Source organism: Sphingomonas astaxanthinifaciens DSM 22298 (genome assembly GCF_000711715.1).
Lineage (GTDB): Bacteria > Pseudomonadota > Alphaproteobacteria > Sphingomonadales > Sphingomonadaceae > Sphingomicrobium > Sphingomicrobium astaxanthinifaciens_A.
On sequence record NZ_JONN01000001.1, the window covers coordinates 2,058,897 to 2,084,320 of the forward strand.

Sequence of the window (25,424 nt, forward strand, 5' to 3'; positions counted from 1 at the left end):
AGTGGACGGGCGCTCTGCTCCGCTTTTTAGACCAGAAGGGGGAGTTATGACCTTGAAGAATTGGATGCTGATCGTTCCGGGCGCGCTGCTCGTGAGCGCCGCCCCGGCCTATGCGGTCGATCTCCGCTCGGCGGTCCAGGCCGCCCTCCAGAGCAATCCCGAAATCCGCCAGGCGGTGCACAACCGCGAAGCGACCATGGAAGAGCTGAACCAGGCCCGCGGCCTGTGGCATCCCCGGATCGACCTGCGCGCCTCGGCCGGCCTGCGCGAACTGCGCAATCCCAGCCGTCGCCGGATCGGCCTCGGCGACCAGCTGCTCAAGCCCGTCGAAGGCGAGCTCGTGCTCGACCAGCTGCTGGTCGATGCCGGCGGCCGCAACGCCGAGATCCGCCGCCAGGCGAGCCGCACCGACGCCGCCGCCGCCCGCATCGAGGAGCGCAGCGAGTTCGTCGCGCTGAACATCTCGCGCAACTACATCGACTATCTGCTCCAGCAGCGGCTGGTCGCGATCGCGGAAGACAATGTCGCCTTCCATGAGAAGCTCGCCGGCGATCTTCGCCAGGGCGTCCAGCAGGGCTCGATCTCGATCGCCGACCAGCAGCAGGCCGAAGAGCGCCTGCAGTCGGCCCGGGCCCGCGTGACCGAGGCCCGCGAGGACCTCGAGACCGCCGCCATCGCCTTCCAGACCCTGACCGGCATGCCGATCGACAGCGTCTCGGTGCCGCCCGACCTTTCTGCGCAGATGCCGGCGACCCTCGCCGACGCCGAGGCACTGGCCCGCGACAACAACCCGCGCGTCCAGGAGGCGATCGCCGATCTCTCGACCGCGCGTGAAGTCATCCGCTCGGCCCGCAGCGACGTCGGTCCCAAGCTCAATGCCGAGGCCCGCGCGCGGGTCGGCAACGACGTCGACGGCTTTGCCGGCAACACTCGCGACCTCCAGGCCAATCTGGTGCTCCGCTGGACGCTGACCAACGGCGGCATCAAGGAAGCCAATGTCCGCGAGCAGCAGCGCCGCGCCGACGAGGCCCACGCCCGCCTGTTCGAGACCCAGCGCCGCGCCGAAGAGGACGCCCGCTCGGCCTGGAGCCGCTTGCAGAACCAGCAGCGCCTGGTCGGCGAGCTCGAGAACCAGAGCCGGATCAGCGACGACCTGCTGCTCAGCTACCGCGAGCAGTTCAACGTCGGCCGCCGCTCGCTGCTCGACGTGCTCGACGCGCAGAACACCCGCCAGAACGTCCAGGCCCAGGCCGAGACCGCGCGGATGAGCCGCCTGTTCGCCCAGTATCGGGTGCTCGCCGCGGCCAACAAGCTGGTCGAGGCGCTGGGCGTCGACATGCCGCAGGGCGCCTACAGCGATCTTCGTGGCCGCTACAAGGTGCGCGCGGTCCCGGCGAGCGATCGCCAGGAGAACAGCCTGCGCTACCCGGTCATGGGTCCGCCTGCCGATCCGCGCGACGTCGGCGCGACCCCGCGTCCGGCCTCGGGCAATGCCGCTGCCGCGGCCGCTCCCGTCGAGCCTGCCGCGACCGGCCAGTAAGCGTAGCCGCGAGAGGATGGTAAGTTGAGTTTCGTCAATCTGGTGGAAGCCTCGTCCAACGAGGCGCTCGACCCCGTCCTAGAGTGTCTTGCCTATCTCGCGCGCGCAGCGGACCGGCCGTCGTCGCCCGTCCTGCTGCGCGCCGGGTTGGCGCTCAATTCAAGCGGCCTGCTGCCCTTCCACCAGGTGGAACCGGCGCTCGAGCAGGTCGGCATGCGCGGTCAGCCGCTGACCCGCAACCTAAAGGGCTGGCCGAGCAACCGCTTGCCGGCGATCCTCGAACTCGAGGACGACCGGGCCCTCGTCCTCAACGAGCTGAACGGCCGCGAGGCGCTGGTCTTCGTTCCCGGCGCGGCCGAGCCGATGTGGGTCAACACGGCTGAGGTCGAGCAATATTTCACCGGCCGGGCGGTCCACGTCGAGGCCGATCCCACGCAGGAGCGCGCCGGCGAGCGGCCGTGGGACCGCGCCAAGCGTGTCCACTGGTTCTGGAGCGAGGTGAACAAGATCCGCGGCGAGCTTCGGCCCGTCCTGCTGGCGGCGCTGGTGGTCAACCTCCTCGCCTTCGCCGTGCCGCTGTTCACCATGCACGTCTACGACCGGGTGATCCCCAACAAGGCGATCCCGACCCTGTGGGTGCTGGCGCTCGGCGTGCTGCTCGCCCTCGCGCTCGACTTCATGCTCAGGCTCGCCCGGGCGCAGCTGATCGACGAGGTCGGCCGCAAGCTCGATGCGAAGCTCAGCCAGAAACTGTTCGAGAAGATCATGAACATCCCCCTCGCCGAGCGGGCGGGGAGCACGGGCGCCATGGCCCGGCGGGTCAGCGAATATGAGATGGTCCGCGACTTCTTCGCCTCGACCACGGTCGTCCTCGCGGTCGACATCATGTTCCTGTTCGTGTTCCTGGTGCTGATCACCGTGCTGGCGGGCTGGCTGGTGCTGGTCCCGATCGTCGGGATCGGCGTGATGCTGCTGGCGGGCATGAGCCTCCAGCGCAGCATGAACCAGGCCGCGCTCGACAGCCAGGCGGACTCGAGCCTGCAGCACAGCGTGCTGGTCGAATCCATTTCCGGTCTCGAGACCCTCAAGGCGCAGCGCGCCGAGGGCCAGATGCTCGGCCGCTGGCGCCGTCTCGCCGACATGACCGCGGGCACCCAGGAGAAGATGCGGCGGCTGACCGCGGTGGCGGTCAATCTCGCCAGCCTGTCGCAGCAGATCATCTCGATCGGCCTGCTGATCGGCGGCTTCTACCTGTTCAATGCCGGCGAGATGAGCATGGGCGCGATCATCGCGATCGTCATGCTCGCCGGCCGCGCCCTCTCGCCGGTCGGCCAGTTCGCCTTCCTCATTACCCGCGGCAAGCAGGCCTTCACCACGCTCGCCAGCCTCCAGCGGATGATGGAAAGCGGCGATGAACGAGTCAGCGCGGCGCGCTCGATCGTGCCCGAGATCCGCAGCGGCGACATCGCGCTCGAGCATGTCGGCTTCCGCTATCCGACCGCGGCGCGCGACAGCCTCAGCGACGTCAATCTCGTCATCCGCCCGGGCGAGAAGATCGGCATCATCGGCCGGGTCGCTTCGGGCAAGTCGACGCTGGGCCGGCTGCTGTGCGGCCTTTATGCGCCGACCGACGGCGTGCTGACAGTCGATGGCCTCGACAGCCGCCAATATCACCCGCACCAGCTGCGCGACGCCTTCCGCTTCGTCGGCCAGGACAGCGAGCTCTTCTCGGGGTCGGTCCGCGACAACCTCCTGCTGGGCGGGGCGCGCGCCTCCGACGAGGAGCTGGTCGACGCGGTCCGTCGTTCGGGCGCGGACATCTTCCTGTCGCGCGACGCGGCCGGTTTCGATCTTCCGGTGGGTGAGCGCGGGGCCTTGCTGTCGGGCGGCCAGCGCGCTTTGCTGGTGCTCGCCAGGGCGCTGGTCAGCGACAGCAAGCTCCTCTTCCTCGACGAGCCGACCGGCGCGATGGACAGCCAGACCGAGGCCTATTTCATCGACAAGCTCAAGACCGCGCTCCGGCCCGAGCAGACCTTAGTCGTCGCCACCCACCGCCACCAGATGCTCAACATCGTCGACCGCCTGCTGGTGATCGATGGCGGCCGGATCATCGCCGACGGTCCCGTCAACGACGTGCTCGGCCGGCTCCGCGAAGCCGCCGCCGCTGCCGCCGCGGCGCCGAAGGAGGCCTGAGCCATGGCCACGATGATCCGTTTCCAGCGTCGTCTCGCCATCGCGGTCGCCGGCTTGCGCTGGGAAGTGCTCGCGATCGGTGCGGTCGGGATCGCCGCGCTTTTCGCGCTGTCGCTGACCTTCCTCGCCACCATGCGCTCGGCCGCCGAGGCCGCGCCGCCGGTGTCGCTGCCGATCCAGCCCGCCAAGGCTGCGGCGCTGATCGCGGCGACCAGCGGCGACCAGGCCCAGGCGGTCCGCGCGACCGGCGCCGAGGCCGAGGTGATCAATGCCGCGCTGCCCTTCAGCAAGGCCCCCGTCCAGGCCGCCGCGCCCTTTGCCGCGCCGACCGGCGGCACCGCCTACGACCGCGCGCTGACCTGCCTCACCCAGGCCGTCTATTACGAGGCGGGCTTCGAGCCGGTCGCGGGCCGCCGCGCGGTCGCGCAGGTGATCCTCAACCGGATGCGCCACCCGGCTTTCCCCAAGTCGGTCTGCGGCGTCGTCTACCAGCGCAATGCGACTCCCATCTGCCAGTTCACCTTCGTCTGCGACGGCTCGCTCAACCGCGCGCCGGCCGCCGCGGCCTGGGCCGAAGCGAAGCGCGTCGCCGCCGCCGCGCTGGCGGGCTATGTCGATGCCGAGGTCGGGCAGGCGACCCATTATCACGCCGATTATGTCGCGCCTTACTGGGCGCCGATGCTCGCCAAGATCACCAAGATCGGGGCGCACATCTTCTATCGCTGGCCGGGTGCCTGGGGCCAGCGCGGCGCCTTCACCGGCCGCTACATCGGCGAACCGAACGATCCGGCCTCGCTCCGGCCGGTCCTGCGGCCCGCGATCCTCGCCGGTGCCGACGGGATCGCCATCGCCGACATTCCGCCCGCGCAGCTCACCTACGAGCAGGACAAGACCATCCGCCGCGCCGCCAACGACGTCGGCGGGCTGCTCGACACCAGCAAGGGCTGGCGGCTGAGCATCCCGGATCCTGCGGATACCGGCGGGCGCTCGAAGGCGCTGGTCGCGGCGCAAGAACAACCGAGAAACCTTCCGCGTGACGCGACCGCCGTCGCGGCCGTCACCACCGCGAGCAGCGGCACCGCCGCGCTCGCCTCCAACTAGGACAGGCACGCGTCATCATGGCCTCGATCCCCTTCGCGCCCCCTTCCGGGACCACTCGCTCGCACCGCGCGCCGCTGACCGGCTCGCGCAGGATCATCCTCTACAGCTCGATCGGCTTCTTCCTGTTCCTGATCTGGTCGATGATCGCGCATGTCGACGAGGCGACGCACGGCCAGGGCAAGGTCATTCCGTCGAGCAAGGTTCAGCTGATCCAGTCGTCCGAGCCGGCCACCGTCCGCGAGATCCTCGTCCGCTCGGGCGAGCGGGTCCGCCAGGGCCAGCTCCTCGTCCGCCTCGACGACACCCAGTCGAGCTCGGAGCTTGGCCAGATCGAGGCCGAAACCCAGGCGCTGCAGCAACGGGCCTCGCGCCTCGGCGAAGAGGGTGGGGTCGGCTCGACCACGGTTACCGGCGATGAAGGCGCCCTGCTCGCCGCCCGCCGGAGCGCGCTGTCGGGTCGCCTCGGCGCGCTCAACGCCACTGCCGAGCAGCGCCGGCGCGAGGCCGCCGAGGCCGCCGCGACCATCAACTCGCTCTCGCGCAGCCTTCAGCTCGCGAACGAGAATGTGAACCGGCTGGCGCCGCTCGCGGCCAAGAACATCGTGCCGCAGACCGAACTTGCCACCGCCCAGCGCGAGGTGGTCGACCTCCAGGGCCGGATCGCCGCCGCACGCGAGCAGCAGGGCCGGGCGATGGCCGCGGTCAGCGAGGCGCGCGCCCAGGCCGCCGAGGCGAGCGCGCAATTCCGCCAGGACGCGCTCAACGAACGCAGCCAGGTCACCCAGAAGATCGCGATCAACGAGCAGACCCTGCGCGGCGCGCAGGGCCGCCTCAGCAAGACCGAGCTCCGCTCGCCGGTCGACGGCGTCGTCAACGACGTCCAGGCGACCACCCGCGGGGGCTTCGTCCAGGCCGGGCAGAAGATCATGGAAGTCGTTCCGCTCGGCGACAAATTGCTGGTCGAGACTCGGGTCAAGCCCAGCGACATTGCCTTCATCAAGGTCGGCGATCGCGCGCTGGTCAAGGTCACCGCCTATGACTTCTCCATCTACGGCGGGCTCGAGGGCAAGGTCGTCCAGATCAGCGCCGACTCGATCTACGACGAGGCCACGCGCGAGGCCTATTTCAACGTCATCGTCGAGACCGAGCGCAGCTACCTGACCATGGCGGGGCGGCGGCTTCCGATCACGCCCGGCATGATGACCGACACGCAGATCATCACCGGTCGCAAGTCGATCCTGACCTATCTGCTGAAGCCGGTCCTCAAGGCCAAGAGCGACGCGCTCACCGAGCGCTGAGACTCAAGTCAGCCGAGCAAGGCGGGCGAGAAGTCCGCGGCCGACACCTCGAAATGCGGCGCGTCGCCGATCGGGCTGGCCGGGGCCGCGGCCGGGACTGGCAGCGCGCTCGCGTCGCGATCGGCCGCGGCGAGGACCATCGGCGGCTCGGCCGAGCGGCGATAGCCATGGGTCCAGCGCTTGCCCGCGGCATAACTGAAGATCGGGCGATAGTCGGTGATGTCGGCCGAATCGACGATCCGGTCGGTCCCGTTGTCGAGCACCAGCAGGCGCCCGCCGCTCGCCACCGCCAGCACCGCATGGTCGCTGCGGCGAACGAGGTCCTTGAGGATGACGAGGTAGAGGTCGCGCTCGGCAAAGCCCGCCGCGCGGAGCAGCTGCAGCTTGGCGATCGCATAATCCTCGCAGTCGCCGCGCCCGCGCCGCAGCGATTCCGCGGCGCTCTGCCAGACGTCGGCGCGGCCGAACTGGCGGTCGTCGTCAACGAAGGCGAGACGGCTGTTGACGAAGCGGTTGACCGCGTCGAGCCGCTCGGCATCCGACCGGCCACGCAGGCTCGCCGCCCAATGGGCGCTGCTCGCGTCGAGCGAACGCGACTGAACCGCCTGCCACCGGCGATCGAGCGGGGTGGCGGTCACGGCGAGCGCGGTCGAGCCGAAGACGTCGGGACGGCTGGTCACCATCGCCGCGCGCTGGAGCCGGATCGGGGTCGCCGAATAAGGACTGCGAAGCACGGCCGGGGTCAGGGCGGCGGTAGCGTTAGTCGCGGCGGCGGCAGGCAGGGCCTGGCCACCCTGCTGCGACATCAGCTCGGCGAGCTTGCTGCCGGTGCCGAGCAGCGCCTCGCTCTTGCGGACGAAACTGGCGCTGACGGCATAAGGGGCGGCCGCGCTCTGTGCGACGGCGGGGGCCGGCGCGACCAGCGCGACGGCAGCAAACCCCAGGACTGCGGCGAGGCTCTTGTCCATGGCGCCGCTTGTCGCAGGCCAAGCCGAACATCCGCTTTCCGGCTTTGGTTAAAGCGCCGGTAAGACTAGGGTTTTTCCTCCACGCCGGAGAGAAACGATGCGAGAACGCGATTGAAGATGGCCGGCTGCTCGAGATTGGGAAGGTGGCCGGCACCGGTGATCTCCACCAGCGCGGCGTGGGGGATCAGGGTCTTCAATTCGTCCGACAGCGCGGCCGGGGTGATATGGTCCTCGCTGCCGTGGAGGATCAGGGTCGGGTGCGCGATGTCCGCGGCTTCGGCGCGCTGGTCGGCCAGCCAGACCGCCGCGGCGGCGAGCGCATAAGCGGCGGGGTCGATCCGGCTCATGGTCGCGACAACCTCGGCGCGGGTCGCGGAATCGGCGGGCTGGGCCAGCAGCGCATCGGCCCGGGCTTCGGCAAGCCCGGCCAAGCCCAGGCTGGCGGCGCCGGCCAGCGAGCGGTCGTATATCGCCCGTCCCTCGGGGTGCACCGCGAAGGTGTCGGCCAGCACCAGCGAAGCAATCCGGTCCGGCGCGTCGGCGGCCATGCGGAGTGCGATCACCCCGCCGAGGCTGAGCCCGCAGACATGCGCCCGCTCGATGCCGAGCGCGTCGAGCACTGCCAGCGCGGCCTCGGCGAAGGTGATCCGGGTAGCGTCGGCAATGAAGCCGCTGTCGCCATAGCCCGGCCAGTCGATCGCAATCGCCAGACGCTCGTCGCCGAACGCCGCCATTTGCGGCGCCCAGGCGTGACGGTCCGAGCCGACGCCGTGGAGGAAGAGCAGGGGCACGCCGCCCTCACCGCATCGTTCGATGCCGATCGGACCGAGGCTGGTGGAGAGGATCGCCATGCGCGCCTGCTTGGCAGCAACGTCACGCCACGGCTAGAGCAGGGCGATGGCGAAGATGCGGGTCAACGGGCAGGCGCTCGAATTTGCGATGGATCCCGCGACCCCCTTGCTGTGGGCGCTGCGCGACGCCGCCAACCTGACCGGGACCAAGCAGGGCTGCGGGGGGCTCGGCACCTGCGGGGCGTGCACGGTCATCGTCGACGGCGCGGCGATCCTCAGTTGCACCGTGCCGATCGGTTCGCTCGAGGGCGCCGATGTCACCACCATCGAGGGGCTGGCGAGCCATCCCGTGACGCTCGCGGTGGTCGCCGAGGAAGCGGTGCAGTGCGGCTTCTGCATTCCGGGCTTCGTCTGCGCGGCCGCGGCGCTGCTCCAGCAGAGCCCGCGGCCGAGCGCGGAGCAGGTCGACGCGCTCCTCAACCTCTGCGCGTGCGGCGCCCAGCCGCGGCTTCGCCGGGCGATCGCGCGGGCGGCAGGGACGATGGCCGCGGCGGCGCCGCCCGCCCCGCCCAAGCCGCCCGAAAAAGTCGTTTCGCCCCGTTAATCCTCGGCTCAGCCGACGGGGACGAAGTTCGGGTGAACTCACCTGGACTGGATTCTCGTCATGCGTTTCTCCCTCCTTGCGACCCTGCTGCTGAGTGCCGCTGCCCCGGCTGCCGCCGCGGCCGAACCCGACCCCGGCCAGCAGGTCGAATCCCGTGCCGCCGAGCGCGAAGCTCGGCGCGAGGAGCGCGCCCAGCGCTTCGAGCGTGCCGAGCCCGCCCGCGCCGAGCGCCAGCAGCCGCGGTTCGAACGCCCCGAGCCGCGCGAGCAGCCGCGCTTCGAGCGGCCCGAACCGCGCGAAATGCCTCAGCAGCGGATCGAGCGGCCTGCCATCGAGCGCCCGGCCATGCCGACCGCCATCGAGCGCGGCGAGGCGCCCCGTTCGATGCGCGAACGCCGCCGCGACTGGGCCTCGCCCGCCGAGCAGCCGACCGCGCCCCCGCCGCAGGCCCGCCAGGGCGACAGCGTCGCCAACTGGCGCTACCAGCAGCGCGAGGATGCGCGCCGCGACCGCCGTGATCGTGACGGCCGCCCGGTCGCTGACGCGGTCGTCCAGCCGCCGCTGGTTCCGCGCGTGGTCCCGCCGACCCAGCCCCAGCGCACCGAGCGCCGCCCGACCCTCGACGTCTTGAAGGACCGCATCGCCGCCGAGGGCTGGCGCAAGGACTGGCGCCGCGACCGCCGCTACGACTGGCGGCATCACCGCGACCGCGACCGCAATCGCTTCCGGCTTGGCATCTACATCGACCCGTTCGGATGGCGTTACCGGCCGTGGCAGCTCGGCTGGAACCTGCCCTCGCGCTACTATGGGAGCAGCTACTGGATCGACGATCCCTGGGCCTATCGCCTGCCGCCGGTCTACGGGCCCTATCGCTGGATCCGTTATTATGACGACGTGCTGCTGATCGACCTTCGGACCGGGCGCGTGGTCGACCGGATCCCCAACTTCTTCTGGTAGACAGCAGGGGTCCGTTGATCGAAGGGATGGTTGCGGGGCGGCAATGATGGCGCCTCGTGCCGTCAGCTTTTCCCTTTCGCAACGGACCCCGCCATGACCCATCGCCTGCTCTTCCTCGGTGCCAGCCTGTTCGCTCTGGGTGCCTGCGCCACCACCGCGCCGGTCGAGCCGGTCGCCGCACCGGCGGTGGTCGAGGCGCCCGCGCCGGCCGCGCCCAGCGCCGAGGAACTGGCCAAGGCCGAGCACGACAAGCTGTTCGCCCTGTTCGCCAGGAGCGATGAGGACAGCCTCAAGCGCAATCCGCTGAACGCGCTGTTCCGCGGCGACATGCGCTACGCCGATCGGCTCGGCGACAACATCACCGACGCTTATTTCGCGGGTGAGAAGGCGGCGGCCGAGGCCGACCTCGCGGGCCTCGCCGCGATCGACCGGGCGAAGCTCAGCGCGACCGACCAGATCGCCTACGACGTCTTCAAGTTCACCACCGCCGACACGCTGCGCAGCTATCAGCCCGACCTGCTCGCGCTGACCCGGGTGCGGCCGATGAACCACTTCTACGGCATCCACACCTTCTATCCGACCTTCGCCAGCGGCGAGGGTGCGGCGCCGTTCAAGACGCTCGAGGACTATGAGAACAACCTCAAGCGCCACAAGGAGTTCGTGACCTATCTCGACCGCGCGATCGCGCGCTGGCGCGAGGGTGAGGCGAGCGGGGTAGTCGACACCAAGCTCACCGTCCGCAACATGATCGAGCAGGTCGACAACCAGCTCAAGCAGAAGCCGTCCGAGAACAGCTATCTCGGGCCGATCCGCAAGTTCCCCGACTCGATCTCGGCGGCCGACCGCGCGCGTCTGACCAGCGAATATCAGGCGGCCTACAACGACGAGATCCGCCCCGCGCTGACCCGGGTGCGGGACTTCCTCAAGACCGAATATCTGCCCAAGGCGCGCGAGGGCGTGGGCCTCATGTACATGAAGGGCGGGCCCGAGCTGTACCGCTACCTCATCAAGTCGACCACCACGCTCGACATGACCCCCGAGCAGATCCACGACCTCGGCCTCAGCGAGGTCTCGCGGATCACGGCGGAGATGGAGAAGGTCCGCGCCGAGGTCGGCTTCAAAGGCGATCTCCAGGCCTTCTTCAACTATCTGCGGACCGACAAGAAGTTCAAGCCGAAGAGCCGCGAGGCGCTGACCCAGGGCTATTACGACATCGGCAAGAAGGTCGATGCCGAGCTTCCGCGCTTCTTCTCGGTGATGCCCAAGGCCAAGCTCGAAATCCGGCCCTACGAGCCGTTCCGCGAGAAGTTCGAGGCCGGCGGCTCCTACCAGAACGGCACCCCCGACGGCTCGCGGCCGGGCGTCTTCTATTTCAACGCCTACGACCTCCCCAGCCGGACGACGCCGGGGATGACCACCCTCTATCTCCACGAGGGCTCGCCGGGTCACCATTTCCAGATCAGCCTCGCGCAGGAGAATGAGGCGCTGCCGGCGTTCATGCGGTTCGGCGGGAATACCGCCTTCGTCGAGGGCTGGGCGCTCTATGCCGAGACGCTCGGCTACGACATGGGTTTCTACAAGGATCCCTATCAGCGGATGGGGACGCTCGACGACGAGATGCTGCGCGCGATGCGGCTGGTGGTCGACACCGGCATCCACTCCAAGGGTTGGACCCGCGACCAGTCGATCAAGTACATGCTCGACCATTCGAGCATGGGGAAGACCGACGCCACCGCCGAGGTCGAGCGCTACATCGCCATTCCCAGCCAGGCGACCGCCTACAAGATCGGTGCGCTGACCATCCAGCGGCTGCGCGCCAAGGCGCAGGCCGAGCTTGGCGACAAGTTCGACATCCGCACCTTCCACGAGCAGGTGCTGGGGACGGGCGCGCTGCCGCTCGCGGTGCTCGAGCAGAAGATCGACGCCTGGATCGCCGTCACCAAGGGGTGAGCGGCGGCGACGGCGGCGGCTGGCGTCAGGCGGCGCGGGTCAGCGCCCGGGCCGCGTCCTGCTGCAGGGCGTGAACGGGGTTGGCCGCGGCGTCGCCGCCCTCGGTCCGGAAGCTCGCGGCCTGGGCGGACAGCGCCGACGACTCGTTGAGCAGGTTGCGGGCGGCGGCACTGGTCTCCTCGACCATGGCCGCATTCTGCTGGGTTGATCGGTCCATGCTGGCGATGCTGGCATTGATCTCGGTGATGGCGCGGGCCTGCGCCTGATTGTCCTCGGCGATCTGGCCAATCAACGCATTGACCTGTCCGACGTCGCCCGAGATGTTGGCAAGGGCGTCGTCGACCTTCTCGACGGCGGACACCGCCGCCACCACTTCGGTCTGGGTAACGGTAAGCTGGTCGCGGGCGCGCTTGGCCTCTTCCTCGGCGCGCATGGCGAGCGCGCTGACGAGGTCGGCAACCACCGCGAAGCCGCGGCCCGCCTCGCCCGCCCGGCCGGCCTCGACCGCCGCGTTCATCGCCAGCACCCGCGTCTGGAAGGCGATCTTGTCGAGGCCCTCGATGACGCTGTCGATGCCCTTGGCGCTCTCGCTGACCCGGCCCATTGCCTGCACCGCTTCGTCGGCAACGCTGCGGCCCGAGCGCACTGTCGTCATGGTCTCATCGGCACGCGCCACCGTCTCGCTCGCCGATTGTGCCGTCTGCCGGATGCGCTCGTCCATCTGGACGATCGCGGCGACGGTTTCCTCGAGGGCGGCGGCATTGCTTTCGGTGCGGCGGGCAAGGTCCTCGCTCGCCTGGGCGATTTCCTGTGCGCCGCTGTGGACAGTGTCGGCGGTCGTCGCGACCGTCTCGAGCAGGCTGCTCAGCGCCGCCTCGCGGGCCCCGAGCTTGGTCATGGCCGCGTTGCGCTCGCTCTCGCTCTTCTCGAAATAGTTCGAGATGCACAGTTCCATGTCGATCAGCGCCGCCTTCACCACCGCCGCGATCAGCGGGAGATCGATGGACGGACCGCGACCGAAGGCAAAGCGCGACTTCTCGCGGTCCTCCTGACCAAGGTTGAGGATCAGCTCCTCGAGCACCAGCGCATAAGCGGCGACATACCATTGGGGCGAAAGACCGATCCGCGCATGGGTGTCGCCAATCCGGCGCGCGCTGGCGAAATATTCCTCGTCGAAGCGTCCCGAGGCGAGGCGCTGCCAGTGCTTCTGCTGGGCGCCCTTGGCACTGCCCATATGAGTCCGGTCGCGGAAGAAGGCCGCAGTATGCGGTGTCTTTTCGGCAGTGGCATAGAAGCGGTCGAGGGCCGGCGACAGGTGACGGGCGATCCGGTCCTGCGCGGACGCGAGCCGGGCGCGCTGCTCGGCCGTGAAGCCCGTGAAGAGAAGCCGTTCGTCGAGTTCCTTGACCATGACCTTGCCTGCACTCCTTTCCTCCTCGCCTCTTAGGAAGCGTTCGGGGAGGTAGGGCGCGGCGGCATACCGCCTTTGGGTCAGGGCCTGGCTATGGCTGGCGGTGTTGGTCGCAGGCGGAGGGCCTAGCGCCGGACGCGCCGCGGTGCTGGAACGGCGCCGATGAGATGGAAGGCGCTCTGGCGGCCGTCGAGGTAGGAGACGGACTGCCCGTCGAAATAGGCGTCCTCCTCGAGCCGGAACTCGACCTCCTGGCCGCCCCATTCGGGGACTACCGAGCGGGCATTGAGCTCGATCGACCAGGCCGTGTCGGGACGCACCGGATGCTCGCCCGACGGGCTCGGGCCCTGGTTGTCCCAATAGCCGATGCTGCTCCCCGCGCCGTGGCCGTGGAAGCCGATCGGGTGCGAGTAGATGGAGGGGACGAGCCCCGCGGCGATTGCCCTGGCGCGGGCGGTGGCGAGGAGCTGGTTGCCGGTCAGCCCGGTGCGGAAGCTCGCGGTCAGCGCGTCCTGCACCCGGTTGGCGGCGGCCATGCCGTCGCGCAGCCCCCTCGGCGCCTGGCGCTCGCCGGGTTTCAGCACGTAGCCGAGATGCTGGGTGTCGGTGTTGAGGTCGAGGTAGGTGATGCCGAAGTCGGTCCACAGCATGTCGCCCGGGCGAATGACCGTGTCGCCCTCAAGCATGCCTTTCTGACCCTGGCGGATGATCGCGACCGAGGGCTGGAACCAGACCGTGAGGCCGAGCCGGCTGACCTTTTCGCGCATCCACCAGACGACATCGTCGGCGGTGGTCTTGCCGGGCGTGATGACGCGATTGCTGAAGGCCTCGGCGATGATCGAATGGGCGAGCCGGACGATCCCGGGATAGATGTCGCGCTCGGCCGGGGTGCGGGTCTCGAGCCAGCCGACCGCAAGCGCGTCGGTCCGCACCACCCGGTCGCGCAACCCGGGCGACAGCGCCGCCATCAGTCCCTCATACTGGCTGAGGGTGAGCCCGTCGCCGAACTGGCTGAGCGCCGAGCTGTTGATGGCGATCCGCTTTGGGTCGCGCGCGGCGATGAGCGCCCCCAGCGCCGCCCACTGGTCGGGCTGCTGCTCGGGGTTCCAGGCGGGCTCGAACAGTCCGGCGAGGCCGTAGCGGCTGACGGTCAACCGCTCGACCGGCTTGCCGGCGCCGGGGTCGAAGAAGACGAGGATGGTGCGCCGCCGGGCGTGCATGTTCTCGGCGTCGAGCATGGTCATGACGACCGGGTCCTCGACATATTCGCGGGCGACCAGCACCCACATGTCGACCTTCTGCTCACGCATCAGCCGAGGCACGATGGTGTCGAGCCGTTCGGCGAGGATCCGGTCCTCGAGCTTCGCGCGCTCACGCAAGGGAAGCACGCGCGGCGCTTCGGGATTGACGGCTTCGGCGAGATTGCCGGCGGGCGGCGGCGTCTGGGCAAGGGCCGGGGCTGCGCCGAGCAAGGCAAGGCCGATGATGGCGCGTGAAAGGCTCATGTCCGACGTCCCCCGATGAAGCGCGCCCTTGGTGGAGCGGCGCGCGCGCGGGCGCAAGCGGGCGCGCTCAGCCTAGCCGGACGAAGGGCGCGAACTTCCAGCTCTTCTTGACGAAACTCGTCTCGTAGCGCCGGACCGCGGCGTCGCTCGCGAGCAGCGCTTCGGCCTCGGCGACGAAGGCGTCCATGCTGGTCGAATCGATCAGCAGCGCAAGATCGTGGCTGCCGCTCACCTCGAGCACGAACTGTACCGTCTCCGCTTTCTCGAGCCGGGCCAGGAGCAGGCGCTTGCCATGCTGGTCGGCATGTTCGTTCAACTGCACCAGCACGAGCGCGCGCAGCCGCCCCTCGGTCAGGCGCGGGGCGAGCAGGGCAATGGTTCGGGCGATCCAGCCCTCGCTCCGCAGTCGCCGCCGCCGGCGGGCGATGGCCGAGGGCGAGAGCGCGACATGGCTTGCGATCTCGTCCGCTGTCAGGCTGTCGTCGCGCTGGGCGAGATTGAGCAGGGCGTGATCGAAGGCGTCGAGCATCTCGGCGCCATTCGTGCCAAAAACTGGCACGACACGCACCCCTTTTGCGCAGCGCTGGCAAAGTCGCGTCGTCCGCCTTGCCATTCATCCGGCGGACAGCGAGCAGGCGGCTTCTTCTGGGCCACAGCGAAATGAAGGGGAAGATTTCGTGCGTATCGAGACCCGCCTGATGATCGGAGCCGCCCTGGGGCTGGCCGCCCTCGCACTCCCGGCCACCGCCGCCGTCCAGCCCGCGCCTGCGCCGGCAAAGGCCGAACCCGCGAGCGCCGCCTTGCCGCTCGAGCAGGGAGAGGGCCGGGCGGTCGCCGCGAAGCTGGCGGACGAGCTGGTGAAGTCGTTCGTCTTCAAGGACAAGGCCGAGGATTATGCGGCGATGCTCCGCCGCAACGCCGCGGCCGGCCGCTACGACCAGGGCACTCGCGGCGACCTCGCCAAGCTGATGACCGACGACCTGCTGGCGGTGCACAAGGACGGGCACCTCCATGTGATGCTCGCGCCCGAGGGGCCGCGGGGCGGGCCCGGCGGCGGCGGCGCGGACCGCGGTCCACCGAAGAACTGGCCGGCGCTGATCCAGTCGGCGAAGACCATCGCGCCGGGCATCGGCTACATCCGCTTCACCGCCTTCATGGGCCGCGACGAGGAGATGGCGGCGGTCCGCAAGTGGCTCACCGACAACCGCGACGCCAAGACCCTCATCTTCGACCTTCGCAACCATCATGGCGGCGGGCTCGACGAGCAGGACGCGATCTTCTCCTACCTGTTCGCCAAGCCGACCCCGCTGGTGAAGATGGCGATTGCGAAGGACGTCTACGACACGCGCGGGTCGCCGCTCGAGGCGTCGGCGACGCTCCAGTTCGCGGCCGAGGGCGACAAGATGGTCGGCACCCACCGCGCGCTGCCGGGCGCCGACACGCCGCTTCGGACCGCCAAGGTCTATCTCCTGACCTCGAACCGCAGCGCCTCGGCGGCCGAGCATTTCGCGCTGGCGCTCAAGACCACGGGCCGCGCGACCCTGATCGGCGAGGCGACCGCGGGAGCCAATCACTTCGGCGGGCCGGTGCCGCTCAACGACCATTTCGGCGTCTGGCTGCCGATCGGGCGGACCTACGACATCAAGACCGGCAAGGACTGGGAAGGCGACGGGATCGCGCCCGACATCGCGGTCGATCCGGCGCAGGCGTTGGTCGTCGCGCTCGAGAAGGCGGGGCTGAGCAAGGCCGAGGCCGAGCGATTGAACGCGACCGAGGTGCCGGCCGAACCCATCCACTCGGACAAGCTCCGGGCGCGGTAGAACAAGGAGGCGACGGCCATGACGAGGCGGAGGACGGCAGTGGCGACGCTGGGCGCGATCCTGCTCATCGTCACGCCCGCGGCGGCGGCGCTGCGCGGCCAGTGCTCCGAGGCACGGCCCGCGCCGCTGCCGGCCGCGACGGCAATGATGGTGACGCTGGGAACGATCGGCAGCGCGCTCGCCCCCTAGGCGGCTCAGGCCTCGGGCGAGGCGAAGGCGGCCATATGGTCGTAGTCGTGCGCGGTCTGGGCCGGATCCGACTTGTGCGCGAGGATCGGGAGCTGCGCGCCCTCTGCATGGGCGAGGCGCGAATAATCGTCGAAGGCGTAGCTCATCGTGTCGCTGTGCTGCCGGTGGTCGGCGGGCGAGACATAGCTGAAGCTGACATCCATGTAGCCGAGCGCCTTCATCCCGGCATAGGTCGGATTATGGAGCCGAAGGTCTTCGGCCTCGTCGCAGGGCATCTTGCCGGTGGTCGAGGTCGTCTTGGTGACGAGGCCGCGATCGACCTTCTTGAGATAGCAGAGCTCGGACTTGACCGAGGTGATGCTGGCCATGACCGGCACGTAGTTCATGCTGTGGTCGACTTTCTGGACCAGCATGGCAGTTCCGGCAAACAGGATCACCCCGCCGATCGCATAGACACGCAACATCTCTTCTCACCCCCCAAAGCCGAGCGGGGAAGGCAGTAAGGCGAACGGACTTAAGACCGATTTAATGCGGAATCAGGCGAGCGCCTCGGCGATCAGGCGGCGGCTGTTGTCGATCCCGTAGAGCGCGATGAAGCTGCCGAGGCGGGGGCCCTGGCTCGACCCGAGCAATGTCTCGTAGGCCGCCTGGAACCAGTCGCGTAAGCGCTCCTGCCCGTAATGCTGCTTGCCGACCGCGAAGACGCCGTTCTGGATCTCGTCCGCGGGCGCGTCGGGGGCGAGAGTGGCGAGGAAGGCGTCGAGGTCGCGGAGGGCGTCCGCCTCGGCCTCGGTCGGCGCGCGGCGCTGGAGGCCGGGCACCACGAAGTCGCGCGCATAGGTGACCGCGAGGCCGATCAGCTCGTCCAATTCGGGATTGGTCTGCGCCGAGGTCCCCGGCGCATAACGCTGGACGAAGCGCCAGGCGGTGTCCTTGTCCGCGACCCCGGGCAGCGAGGCGAGGTTGAGCAGCAGGCTGAAGCTCAGGGGCAAGGTCGCCGGCTCGGGCACTTGGCCCTCGTGGATGTGGTGGACCGGATTGCCGAGGCGCTGCTCGACCGGCTGTTCGGGCCAGCGGCCGCGGAACTGCCAGTAATCGTCGATCGCGCGCGGGATCAGGCCGAGGTGCAGGCTCTTGGCCTTCTTCGGCTCGCGCCAGAGGTAGAATTGCAGGCTGTTCTCGCTGCCGTAGCGGAGCCAGTCCTCGAGCCCGAGGCCATTCCCCTTCGACTTGGAGATCTTCTCGCCCTTTTCGTCGAGGAACATCTCGTAGTTGAAGCCCTCGGGCGGCCTGGCCCCCAGGATGCGGGCGATCTTGCCCGACTGGATGGTCGAATCGATCAGGTCCTTGCCGGCCATCTCATAATCGACGCCAAGCGCGACCCAGCGCATCGCCCAGTCGACCTTCCACTGGAGCTTGGCCATGCCGCCGAGCGCCGACTGGGTGACGTCGCTCCCGTCCTCGTCGGTGAAGGCGATGGTGCCGGCCTCGGCATCGACGACGCGGACGGGCACCTGCAGCACGCGACCGGTCGAGGGCGAGACGGGGAGGACGGGCGAATAGGTCTGGCGGCGCTCCTCGCGCAGGGTCGGGAGCATGACGCCCATGATGTCGTCGAAGTGGCGCAGGACCGAGCGAAGCGCCGCGTCGAAGCGGCCCGAGCTATAGGCGTCGGTCGCGCTCATGAATTCATAGTCGAAGCCGAAGCGGTCGAGGAACTGGCGGAGCAGCGCATTATTGTGGTGCGCGAAGCTGTCGTGGCAGCCGAAGGGGTCGGGGACTCGAGTCAGCGGCTTGCCGAGCGCGGCGGCGAGGACCTCGCCGTTGGGCACGTTGTCGGGGACCTTGCGCAGCCCGTCCATGTCGTCGCTGAAGGCGATCAGCCGGGTCGGCGCGCCGGTCAGCACCTCATAGGCGCGGCGGACCCAGGTCGTGCGCAGGACCTCGGTAAAGGTGCCGATGTGGGGGAGACCCGAGGGACCGTAGCCGGTCTCGAAGATGACGGGTTCGCCGTTGGGCTTGCCCTTCGGATAGCGCGCGACGAGCTTGCGGGCTTCCTCGAACGGCCAGGCCTTGGAGGTGAGGGCGGCGGAGCGGAGCGCGTCGTCGGTCATGATGGCACGCGAATGCACATGTTGCAGGTGCGAAGGCAAGGGGCGGGGCGGGTTGAGAAGGTCGTCAGGCGTTCGGACGGATGTCCGCTTTCGACCCATTGCGGACATTAGGATATGCAGACACAATGAGTTCCATGGCTCAGTGGACGCGCGTGATGCTGATCTTGGCGCTACCGATGATGGTGGCGACGGAGTGCCCGGCCCGAGCGAGCGTCCAAGTGGATGATCCTAAGGCAAGCATGACCCTTACTGGCTCAAGCGCCGCGCTCGACGCCTTCCTTCGCTCTGCCCAAAAACAGCGTCACGCGTGGGTGGTGGAGAAGCGATGGTCTAAAGCCGATGGCTCTCAATCCGTCCGATTGCGGTGGCCTGACCTTCCCTCATTGTCTGACGTCGCAAGCATCGTTTGGCTGGCGCAGGCCGCAAGGGCGAACGGCCTAGCCATCTCGAACACGCAAGTCGTCGAAACTCAGCCTTAGCCGTACGTCTGAAACCGACCCACTGCGGACATTCGATCGCCTGGTGGTTTGCAGATTAATGCGCCCACGATAGCGTACTCGGATGGCTTCTTTGACAATCCTCGCTGCGGCAATGGTAGCAACCCAGCCCGCCGCAGTGGCCCTCCTTCGCGTTGACGAAGGGCCTTCGATTTTCGACGTGACGGTAAGCCCGAAGCCCTCATCGGGATACGAAATACGATTTAGATGTGTGGTCGCTTGCTCTGCTGCTCAGGATCATCGTGAAATCGTTGGCGACAGCCCGCTGGGTTTGTTTCAGCGCGATGATGGACTGGTCTATTCGCTTTGGAGCGGTGGGTCTGCCTACCGTGTCCGGGTGTGGCACTTAGCAGGTCAACGCATACGTAAGGTAGCCGACTTATCGAGCCGGGGCAGGCCCGACTTCTTGAGCAACGAATCCGGCATGCCGGTGATCCGCACCTACGAAGGAGATAGTGGCGTTAGCCGCTGGCGCCCGGTCCTTTGGACCTACCGAGGCGATCAATTTGTCAGATGAGCGAACGTCCGCTTTCCACCCTTAGCGGACACTAGCGGCGCTTCCTCGTTGCCCTTTCGTTCTCGCCTCGCCAAATAGGCTTGAGTGGCGTCTTCCTTCATCCTTCCCGCGCTTCACGCGAGCCATGCCGGTATCTGGCTGGTCGGCCCGAACGGCGTGCGTCCGGTCGGGCGGGGGGAGGCGATCCGGGCGGTGTCGGACACGCCGCATGTCATCCTCAATGCGCCGCTGACCGGGCAACGGCTTGGTTATCCCGAGGTGAACGCGCTCGACCTCCTCGAGCTGTTCGCCTTCGTCCACCCGGCGCGCTTCGTGGTGCCGACGGTGGCAGGGCTGGCGGGCTGGTGCGGGATCGAGGCGCCCGCCGACGAAGCGGGGCAGGCGGCGCTGTTGCCCGACATCGCGAACAGGCTGCTGGCGGTGCTGGACGGCGACTGGGCCGAGCGCGAGGGGGCGTGGACCAGCAGCATGACCCTTCAGCGCCTCGGCTGGGGCTGGGCCGGGCTCGTCGGACAGCGCCTGGCCAAGCCCGAGCGGGGCGAACGGATGCTCTTCTCCCGGCTCGAGCAATGGGAGGAGGCGGCCGAGCGGCCGCCGGCGCGGATGATCCGGCTGGGCGACGGCGAGGCCGAGGCGCGCCTGCGGCAGCTGACGGGGGCGGGGGCCGAGAGCCGCGATGGCCAGCGCGCCTTCGCCGCCGCCGCGGCCCACGCCTTCGCCCCGCGCGACCGGCGCGATTCGCCCAATCTCCTCCTCGCCGAGGCGGGGACGGGGATCGGCAAGACGCTTGGCTATCTGGCGCCCGCCTCGCTGTGGGCGGAGAAGGCGGGCGGCACGGTGTGGGTCTCGACCTATACCAAGGCGCTCCAGCGCCAGCTCGATGCCGAGGGGCAGCGGATCATCCCCGATCCCGTCGAGCGAAAGAAACGGATCGTCATCCGCAAGGGGCGCGAGAATTACCTCTGTCTCCTGAACCTCGAGGACGCGCTGCAGGGGGCGTTTTCGGGCCGGGCGGCGGTGCTCGCGCAGCTGGTCGGACGCTGGGCGGCCTACAGCAAGGACGGCGACATGGTTGGCGGCGACCTGCCGGGCTGGCTGCCGAGCCTGTTCCGGCGGGCGGGCGCGACCGCGCTGACCGACCGGCGGGGGGAGTGCGTCTACGCCGGCTGCCCGCACTATCGGAAATGCTTCATCGAGAAGGCCGAGCGGGCGAGCCGCGGGGCCGATCTCGTCATCGCCAACCATGCGCTGGTGATGGTCTCGGCGGCGCGCGGGCGGCTCGGCGGCGGGCTTGAGCGGATCGTGTTCGACGAGGGCCACCACCTGTTCGACGCGGCCGATTCGACCTTCTCGGTCGCGCTGACGGGGGCCGAGACGATCGAGCTTCGGCGCTGGATCATGGGCCCGGAGCGCAGTTCGCGCGGGCGGCGGCGGGGGCTTGCGGCGCGGCTCATGGACGTCTGCTCCTATGATGACGAGGGCGCGGTCGCGCTCGATGCGGCGGTTCAGGCGGCGCAATTGCTCCCGGGCGACGGCTGGCTCGGCCGGGTCGTCGAAGGCGCACCCTTCGGACCCCTCGAATCCCTGTTCGCGGCGGTGCGCGGGACGGTGCTGGCGCGCGCCCGCGCGGAGGATGCGGGCTACGGGATAGAGACCGAACTGGCCGAACCCGACGGCCCGCTGGTCGAGGCGGCGGCCGCCGCGCTCGAGGCGCTGGAGACGCTGCAGCGACCGCTGTCGGCGTTGCGAATGCGACTCGAGGCCGTGCTCGAGGATTCGCCCGACTGGCTCGACGGGGCGGCGAGGGCGCGAGTCGAGGGCGCGATCAGCGGGCTGACCTGGCGCGGACAGGCGTTGGCGGCATGGGTCCAGCTGCTGGCGCGGGTCGGCGGCATTCCGGATCCCGACTTCGTCGACTGGCTGGCGGTCGACCGGGTCGAGGGCCGCGAACTCGATATCGGGCTGCAGCGGCGCTGGCTCGACCCGACCCGGCCGCTCGCCAAGGCGGTGCTCGAACCCGCGCAGGGGGTGCTCGTCACCTCCGCCACCCTGCGCGGCGGCGAGGAAGGCTGGGGCGTCGCCGAGGCGCGCACCGGCGCAACTCACCTTGCCGCCCCGGCCGAGCATTTCCACGCCGCCAGCCCGTTCGACTATGCCGCGAGCGCCGAAGTGCTGGTCGTCACCGACGTCAAGCAGGGGGACCTGGCGGCGCTCGCCAATGCCTATGCCCGGCTGATCGCGGCCGCCGAGGGGGGCACGCTCGGCCTGTTCACCGCGATCCAGCGGCTGAAGGCGGTGCAGGCGCGGATCGCCGACCGGCTGGCGCGCGACCGGCTGCCGCTCTTGGCCCAGCATGTCGATCCGATCGACACGGGGACGCTGGTCGACATGTTCCGCGCCGATCCGCGCGCGAGCCTGCTCGGCACCGATGCCTTGCGCGACGGGGTGGATGTTCCGGGTGAGAGCTTGCGGCTGGTGGTGATGGAGCGGGTGCCCTGGCCGCGCCCGACCGTGCTCCACGCGGCGCGGCGACTGGCGGGGGGCGGCTCGGCCTATGACGACCGGGTGGTCAAGGCGCGGCTGGCGCAGGCCTTCGGGCGGCTGATCCGGCGGCAGGGCGACAGGGGCACGTTCGTGATCCTCTCGGCCGCCTGCCCGTCGCGGTTGCTGACGGCCTTTCCCGAAGGGGTGAAGGTCAGCCGGGTGCCGCTCGACGAGGCGGTCGCGCGGGTGGCGTCGGCGCGCGTCGCCAAACCGGATTCGATCCGCGTCAGCGAAGTCGCAGGGCGCCGCTGAGGCGGTCGATCATCCGTCCTTCGACGGCGCTCAGGACGAACGAGGGTCTTGCGACCGGCTCAGGAAATCGCCGCTTCCAGCTCGGCCCGAACCCGCTTCAGGGCATCGACCAGCCCTTCCTCGACCAGCGCCGGCTCAGGTAGCGGCTCCTTGCTTCGCAGCAGCTGCTGAACCCCGCGAACGGTATAGCCCTGGCGATTGAGCAGGCTGTCGATCTGCCGGACCAGCGCGACGTCCTCGGGGCGATAGTAACGGCGATTGCCGGCGCGCTGGAGCGGCTTCAGCTGGGGAAAGCGCGTTTCCCAGTAACGCAGGATATGCTGGGCAATGCCGAGTTCGGCGGACACTTCGCCGATGGTCCGGAAGGCGTCGGGGTCCTTGCCGGCCGAAACGCCAGGCACGTCCTCAGCCGCGCGCGATACGGTCGCGCATCGTCTGACTGGCGCGGAAGGTCATGACGCGGCGCGGCGCGATCGGCACCTCGACCCCGGTCTTGGGATTGCGGCCGATCCGCTCGCCCTTGTCGCGCAGGATGAAGCTGCCGAAGCCCGAAATCTTGACGTTCTGACCGTCGGAGAGGGCGGCGCACATGTGGTGGAGGAGGCGCTCGACCATCGAGGCCGACTCGGCCCGGCTCAGCCCGAGCTTGCGGTGAACGACGTCACCGAGGTCCGCCCTGGTAAGGGTCCCCGCGTGCATTTCCGTCTTCTGCCCGCCACGCGGGACGCCTGCATCGGCCATCCGTCACTCCCGCCCCTGTTGCGGCGCGTCCCCTTGCGCCTTGCTGAGATGCATACTCAAATTGCGGACCGTCGGCAAACAGACAATCACGGAAAATTCCGTTCCGCGCCCGCTCGTTAAACGGAAAGTACCGCGGCGCCCCAGGTGAAGCCGCCGCCCATCGCCTCGAGGACGATGGTGTCGCCCCGCTTGATCCGCCCGTCCTTGACCGCGACGTCGAGCGCCAGGGGCACGGACGCGGCCGAGGTATTGGCGTGGCGATCGACCGTCAGCACCACCTTTTCGGCCGGAAGGCCGAGCTTGCGCGCGGTCGCGTCGATGATCCGGGCATTGGCCTGGTGCGGCACGACCCAGTCGACGTCGGCCGGGGTCAGGCCGGCCGCTTCGAGCACCTCGGAGAGGACGTCGGCGAGGTTGACCACGGCGTGGCGGAAGACCTCGCGCCCCCTCATCCGCAGCTTGCCGACGGTGCCCGTGGTCGAGGGCCCGCCGTCGACATAGAGCATTTCGTTGTAGCGCCCGTCGGCGTGGAGCCGGGTGGCGAGGATGCCACGTTCCTCGGTTTCCTCGGCGCGCAGCACGAGCGCGCCGGCGCCGTCGCCGAACAGGACGCAGGTCGTGCGGTCCTCCCAGTCGAGGATCCGGCTGAAGGTCTCGGCGCCGATCACCAGCGCGACCTTGGCATTGCCCCCGCGCAGCATCGCGTCGGCGGTGGTCAGCGCGTAGAGGAAGCCCGTGCAGACGGCGTGGACGTCGAAGGCGATGGCATCGGTAATGCCGAGCGCGTGCTGGACCTTGGTCGCCGAGCTCGGGAAGGTCTGGTCGGGCGTTGCGGTCGCAAGCACGATCAGGCCAACATCGGCGGGCTCGAGCCCGGCATCGGCCAGCGCCTTGCGGGCGGCCTCGGTGGCCAGCGTCGCGGTGGTCTCGCCCTCGCCGGCGATATAGCGCGAGCGGATTCCGGTCCGTTCGACGATCCACTCGTCCGAGGTGTCGACCTGGGCGGCCAGTTCGGCATTGTCGACCCGCCGGGCGGGCAGGGCCGAGCCCACGCCGAGGAAAACGCTACGCAGCGGCATGGGTCACTCACTGGCTCCGGCAAAGGCATGGGCGCGGAATTCGTCGAGGTCGGTGGTGACCTGGTTGACGATGTCGCCGCGGACCATCCGCGCGGCGACCGCAATGGCATTGGCGATGCCCTTGGCACTGGCGCCGCCGTGGCTCTTCACCACGAGGCCGTTCAGCCCGAGGAAGACCGCGCCATTGTGGTTGTTGGGGTCGAGATGGACCTTGAGCATGTGCAGCGCGGGCTTGGACAGCGCGAAACCGGCCTTGGAGCGCAGCGACGAGGTGAAGGCGCGGCGCAGGAGATCGGTGACGAAGCGTGCCGTCCCTTCCGCCGTTTTCAAGGCGATATTGCCCGAGAAGCCGTCGGTGACGACCACGTCGACATTGCCGCGCGACAGCTGGTCGCCCTCGGTGAAGCCGTCGAACTTCAGGGGCAGATAGTCGGCCTCGCGCAGGATCGCGGCGGCTTCCTTGATCTCGTCGGTGCCCTTCAGCTCCTCGGTCCCGATGTTGAGCAGCTTCACCCGTGGGCGCTTCAGCCCAAGCACGGTGCGGGCATAAGCGGCGCCCATGACGGCGAACTGGACGAGGTTCTGGGCGTCACTCTCGGTATTGGCGCCGAGGTCGAGCATGACGCAGTCGTGGCTGCCGAGCGTCGGCAGCAGCGCGGTCAGCGCGGGCCGGTCGATGCCCGGCATGGTGCGCAGCGCAAGCTTGCTCATCGCCATCAGCGCGCCGGTATTGCCGGCGGACAGGGCCGCGTCGGCCTGCCCTTCCTTCACCGCGTTGATCGCGAGGCCCATCGAGGTGGTGCGGGCGCGGCGCAGCGCCTGGCTCGGCTTTTCGTCGCCGGCGATGCTGTCGGGCGCGTGGAGGATGGTGGCGCTGCCCGCGGGGAGCGCCATCCGGTCGAGCTCGGGGGCGAGGATGGCCTCGTCGCCGACGACGATGAAGCGGAGCGAGGGGTCGGCCTTGAGGGCGCGCTCGATCCCGCCCAGCATCGCTGCCGGACCGCCGTCTCCCCCCATCGCATCCACTGCAATCCGCGGAGCGCTCATGGCTGAGGCGCTGGCGTTTCCGCGATTCACGTCAGGGTTGCTCTTAGGCCTCGGTCGAAACGATCTCGCGGCCGTTGTAGTGGCCGCAGGCCTGGCAGAGATTGTGCGGGAGCTTGAGCTCGCCGCAGTTCGGGCATTCCTGGAAGCTCGCCGGGGTCAGCGCGTGGTGGCTGCGGCGCATGTTGCGCTTCGAGGGCGAGGTCTTTCTCTTGGGGACGGCCATTGCGGCACCTGTTCTAAACGGTTGCGGTCAAAAAAGAAGGCGACGAACCTGTGCCGGGCTCACCGGGTGCTGACACCCGGGGC

22 protein-coding genes are annotated in these 25,424 nt (G+C 69.1%); 10 read left to right on the forward strand and 12 right to left on the reverse strand.

Translation table 11 applies throughout. The features are described from left to right. The first annotated feature begins 46 nt into the window (after positions 1–46). From BS69_RS0110605 to BS69_RS0110620, 4 genes are read left to right on the forward strand one after another with little or no spacing between them, the layout of a single operon-like run. On the forward strand, positions 47–1,540 hold the full coding sequence (locus tag BS69_RS0110605; RefSeq protein WP_084184470.1) for a TolC family protein: 1,494 nt from the start codon (positions 47–49) through the stop codon (positions 1,538–1,540). Positions 1,541–1,564: 24 nt separating this feature from the next. Beyond that, positions 1,565–3,733 carry a type I secretion system permease/ATPase gene (locus BS69_RS0110610; RefSeq protein ID WP_084184472.1) on the forward strand — a complete coding sequence of 723 codons (2,169 nt, stop codon included), beginning with the start codon at positions 1,565–1,567 and terminating at the stop codon, positions 3,731–3,733. A gap of 3 nt (positions 3,734–3,736) precedes the next feature. Next, a complete protein-coding gene (locus BS69_RS13330) occupies positions 3,737–4,834 on the forward strand; it encodes a cell wall hydrolase (RefSeq protein ID WP_051676702.1) in 1,098 nt (365 codons plus the stop codon). Positions 4,835–4,851: 17 nt separating this feature from the next. Beyond that, a complete protein-coding gene (locus tag BS69_RS0110620; RefSeq protein WP_084184473.1) occupies positions 4,852–6,132 on the forward strand; it encodes an HlyD family type I secretion periplasmic adaptor subunit in 1,281 nt (426 codons plus the stop codon). 8 nt (positions 6,133–6,140) lie between these two features. On the opposite strand, the gene BS69_RS13770 is transcribed toward BS69_RS0110620, so the two are convergent. Then, complete coding sequence (locus BS69_RS13770; RefSeq protein ID WP_051676703.1) at positions 6,141–7,100, reverse strand: transglutaminase-like cysteine peptidase; 960 nt, start codon at positions 7,098–7,100, stop codon at positions 6,141–6,143. 65 nt (positions 7,101–7,165) lie between these two features. Next, on the reverse strand, positions 7,166–7,951 hold the full coding sequence (locus BS69_RS0110630) for an alpha/beta fold hydrolase (protein WP_051676704.1): 786 nt from the start codon (positions 7,949–7,951) through the stop codon (positions 7,166–7,168). A gap of 46 nt (positions 7,952–7,997) precedes the next feature. Between BS69_RS0110630 and BS69_RS0110635 the strand changes: the two genes are divergently transcribed. From BS69_RS0110635 to BS69_RS0110645, 3 genes are all read left to right on the forward strand, one after another. Continuing rightward, positions 7,998–8,495, forward strand: coding sequence for a (2Fe-2S)-binding protein (locus BS69_RS0110635; protein WP_037504482.1), 498 nt, complete (start codon positions 7,998–8,000; stop codon positions 8,493–8,495). A gap of 60 nt (positions 8,496–8,555) precedes the next feature. Further along, positions 8,556–9,452: an RcnB family protein gene (locus BS69_RS14585; protein WP_245605140.1), complete on the forward strand. Its 897-nt coding sequence runs from the start codon at positions 8,556–8,558 to the stop codon at positions 9,450–9,452. 93 nt (positions 9,453–9,545) lie between these two features. Then, positions 9,546–11,402: a DUF885 domain-containing protein gene (locus tag BS69_RS0110645; RefSeq protein WP_029941928.1), complete on the forward strand. Its 1,857-nt coding sequence runs from the start codon at positions 9,546–9,548 to the stop codon at positions 11,400–11,402. Positions 11,403–11,427: 25 nt separating this feature from the next. Here BS69_RS0110645 and BS69_RS13340 read toward each other — a convergent pair whose 3' ends face one another. From BS69_RS13340 to BS69_RS0110660, 3 genes are all read right to left on the reverse strand, one after another. Next, positions 11,428–12,813 carry a globin-coupled sensor protein gene (locus BS69_RS13340; RefSeq protein ID WP_037504483.1) on the reverse strand — a complete coding sequence of 462 codons (1,386 nt, stop codon included), beginning with the start codon at positions 12,811–12,813 and terminating at the stop codon, positions 11,428–11,430. Between the two features lie 125 nt (positions 12,814–12,938). Then, positions 12,939–14,318, reverse strand: coding sequence for a M24 family metallopeptidase (locus BS69_RS0110655; protein WP_029941930.1), 1,380 nt, complete (start codon positions 14,316–14,318; stop codon positions 12,939–12,941). Positions 14,319–14,385: 67 nt separating this feature from the next. After that, positions 14,386–14,877: an Lrp/AsnC family transcriptional regulator gene (locus tag BS69_RS0110660; protein WP_169738083.1), complete on the reverse strand. Its 492-nt coding sequence runs from the start codon at positions 14,875–14,877 to the stop codon at positions 14,386–14,388. A 118-nt stretch (positions 14,878–14,995) separates the two neighbouring features. Between BS69_RS0110660 and BS69_RS0110665 the strand changes: the two genes are divergently transcribed. After that, positions 14,996–16,138 carry a S41 family peptidase gene (locus BS69_RS0110665; RefSeq protein WP_029941932.1) on the forward strand — a complete coding sequence of 381 codons (1,143 nt, stop codon included), beginning with the start codon at positions 14,996–14,998 and terminating at the stop codon, positions 16,136–16,138. An 18-nt stretch (positions 16,139–16,156) separates the two neighbouring features. Next, positions 16,157–16,327, forward strand: a complete 171-nt coding sequence (locus tag BS69_RS14310; protein ID WP_156956997.1) for a hypothetical protein — start codon at positions 16,157–16,159, stop codon at positions 16,325–16,327. A gap of 5 nt (positions 16,328–16,332) precedes the next feature. Here the strand turns inward: BS69_RS14310 and BS69_RS0110675 are convergent, their stop codons facing one another. Continuing rightward, positions 16,333–16,791, reverse strand: a complete 459-nt coding sequence (locus BS69_RS0110675; protein ID WP_029941933.1) for a hypothetical protein — start codon at positions 16,789–16,791, stop codon at positions 16,333–16,335. Between the two features lie 72 nt (positions 16,792–16,863). Then, a complete protein-coding gene (locus tag BS69_RS0110680) occupies positions 16,864–18,441 on the reverse strand; it encodes a lysine--tRNA ligase (protein ID WP_029941934.1) in 1,578 nt (525 codons plus the stop codon). A gap of 1,098 nt (positions 18,442–19,539) precedes the next feature. Between BS69_RS0110680 and BS69_RS0110690 the strand changes: the two genes are divergently transcribed. Further along, a complete protein-coding gene (locus BS69_RS0110690; RefSeq protein ID WP_037504484.1) occupies positions 19,540–22,251 on the forward strand; it encodes an ATP-dependent DNA helicase in 2,712 nt (903 codons plus the stop codon). 59 nt (positions 22,252–22,310) lie between these two features. Here BS69_RS0110690 and BS69_RS0110695 read toward each other — a convergent pair whose 3' ends face one another. The 5 genes from BS69_RS0110695 to rpmF form a co-directional block, all read right to left on the reverse strand. Beyond that, positions 22,311–22,652 (reverse strand): MerR family transcriptional regulator, encoded by a 342-nt coding sequence (locus BS69_RS0110695; protein ID WP_029941937.1) that lies wholly within the window; start codon positions 22,650–22,652, stop codon positions 22,311–22,313. 4 nt (positions 22,653–22,656) lie between these two features. Then, positions 22,657–22,950, reverse strand: coding sequence for an integration host factor subunit alpha (locus BS69_RS0110700; protein ID WP_029941938.1), 294 nt, complete (start codon positions 22,948–22,950; stop codon positions 22,657–22,659). 158 nt (positions 22,951–23,108) lie between these two features. Next, entirely contained in the window at positions 23,109–24,071 is a 963-nt protein-coding gene (locus tag BS69_RS0110705; protein ID WP_029941939.1) for a beta-ketoacyl-ACP synthase III, read from the reverse strand. 3 nt (positions 24,072–24,074) lie between these two features. Further along, positions 24,075–25,118 carry a phosphate acyltransferase PlsX gene (gene plsX / locus BS69_RS0110710; RefSeq protein WP_029941940.1) on the reverse strand — a complete coding sequence of 348 codons (1,044 nt, stop codon included), beginning with the start codon at positions 25,116–25,118 and terminating at the stop codon, positions 24,075–24,077. 43 nt (positions 25,119–25,161) lie between these two features. Continuing rightward, positions 25,162–25,341, reverse strand: coding sequence for a 50S ribosomal protein L32 (rpmF, locus tag BS69_RS0110715; protein WP_029941941.1), 180 nt, complete (start codon positions 25,339–25,341; stop codon positions 25,162–25,164). Positions 25,342–25,424 lie beyond the last annotated feature (83 nt).

Excerpts from the sequence above, each read along its gene's own strand:
- BS69_RS0110605 (WP_084184470.1), top strand. The coding sequence starts at position 47 with ATGACCTTGAAGAATTGGATGCTGATCGTTCCGGGCGCGCTGCTCGTG.
- BS69_RS13330 (WP_051676702.1), top strand. The coding sequence starts at position 3,737 with ATGGCCACGATGATCCGTTTCCAGCGTCGTCTCGCCATCGCGGTCGCC.
- BS69_RS0110620 (WP_084184473.1), top strand. The coding sequence starts at position 4,852 with ATGGCCTCGATCCCCTTCGCGCCCCCTTCCGGGACCACTCGCTCGCAC.
- BS69_RS13770 (WP_051676703.1), bottom strand. The coding sequence starts at position 7,100 with ATGGACAAGAGCCTCGCCGCAGTCCTGGGGTTTGCTGCCGTCGCGCTG.
- BS69_RS0110630 (WP_051676704.1), bottom strand. The coding sequence starts at position 7,951 with ATGGCGATCCTCTCCACCAGCCTCGGTCCGATCGGCATCGAACGATGC.
- BS69_RS0110635 (WP_037504482.1), top strand. The coding sequence starts at position 7,998 with ATGGCGAAGATGCGGGTCAACGGGCAGGCGCTCGAATTTGCGATGGAT.
- BS69_RS14585 (WP_245605140.1), top strand. The coding sequence starts at position 8,556 with ATGCGTTTCTCCCTCCTTGCGACCCTGCTGCTGAGTGCCGCTGCCCCG.
- BS69_RS0110645 (WP_029941928.1), top strand. The coding sequence starts at position 9,546 with ATGACCCATCGCCTGCTCTTCCTCGGTGCCAGCCTGTTCGCTCTGGGT.
- BS69_RS13340 (WP_037504483.1), bottom strand. The coding sequence starts at position 12,813 with ATGGTCAAGGAACTCGACGAACGGCTTCTCTTCACGGGCTTCACGGCC.
- BS69_RS0110655 (WP_029941930.1), bottom strand. The coding sequence starts at position 14,318 with ATGAGCCTTTCACGCGCCATCATCGGCCTTGCCTTGCTCGGCGCAGCC.
- BS69_RS14310 (WP_156956997.1), top strand. The coding sequence starts at position 16,157 with ATGACGAGGCGGAGGACGGCAGTGGCGACGCTGGGCGCGATCCTGCTC.
- BS69_RS0110675 (WP_029941933.1), bottom strand. The coding sequence starts at position 16,791 with ATGTTGCGTGTCTATGCGATCGGCGGGGTGATCCTGTTTGCCGGAACT.
- BS69_RS0110680 (WP_029941934.1), bottom strand. The coding sequence starts at position 18,441 with ATGACCGACGACGCGCTCCGCTCCGCCGCCCTCACCTCCAAGGCCTGG.
- BS69_RS0110700 (WP_029941938.1), bottom strand. The coding sequence starts at position 22,950 with ATGCACGCGGGGACCCTTACCAGGGCGGACCTCGGTGACGTCGTTCAC.
- BS69_RS0110705 (WP_029941939.1), bottom strand. The coding sequence starts at position 24,071 with ATGCCGCTGCGTAGCGTTTTCCTCGGCGTGGGCTCGGCCCTGCCCGCC.
- plsX (WP_029941940.1), bottom strand. The coding sequence starts at position 25,118 with ATGAGCGCTCCGCGGATTGCAGTGGATGCGATGGGGGGAGACGGCGGT.
- rpmF (WP_029941941.1), bottom strand. The coding sequence starts at position 25,341 with ATGGCCGTCCCCAAGAGAAAGACCTCGCCCTCGAAGCGCAACATGCGC.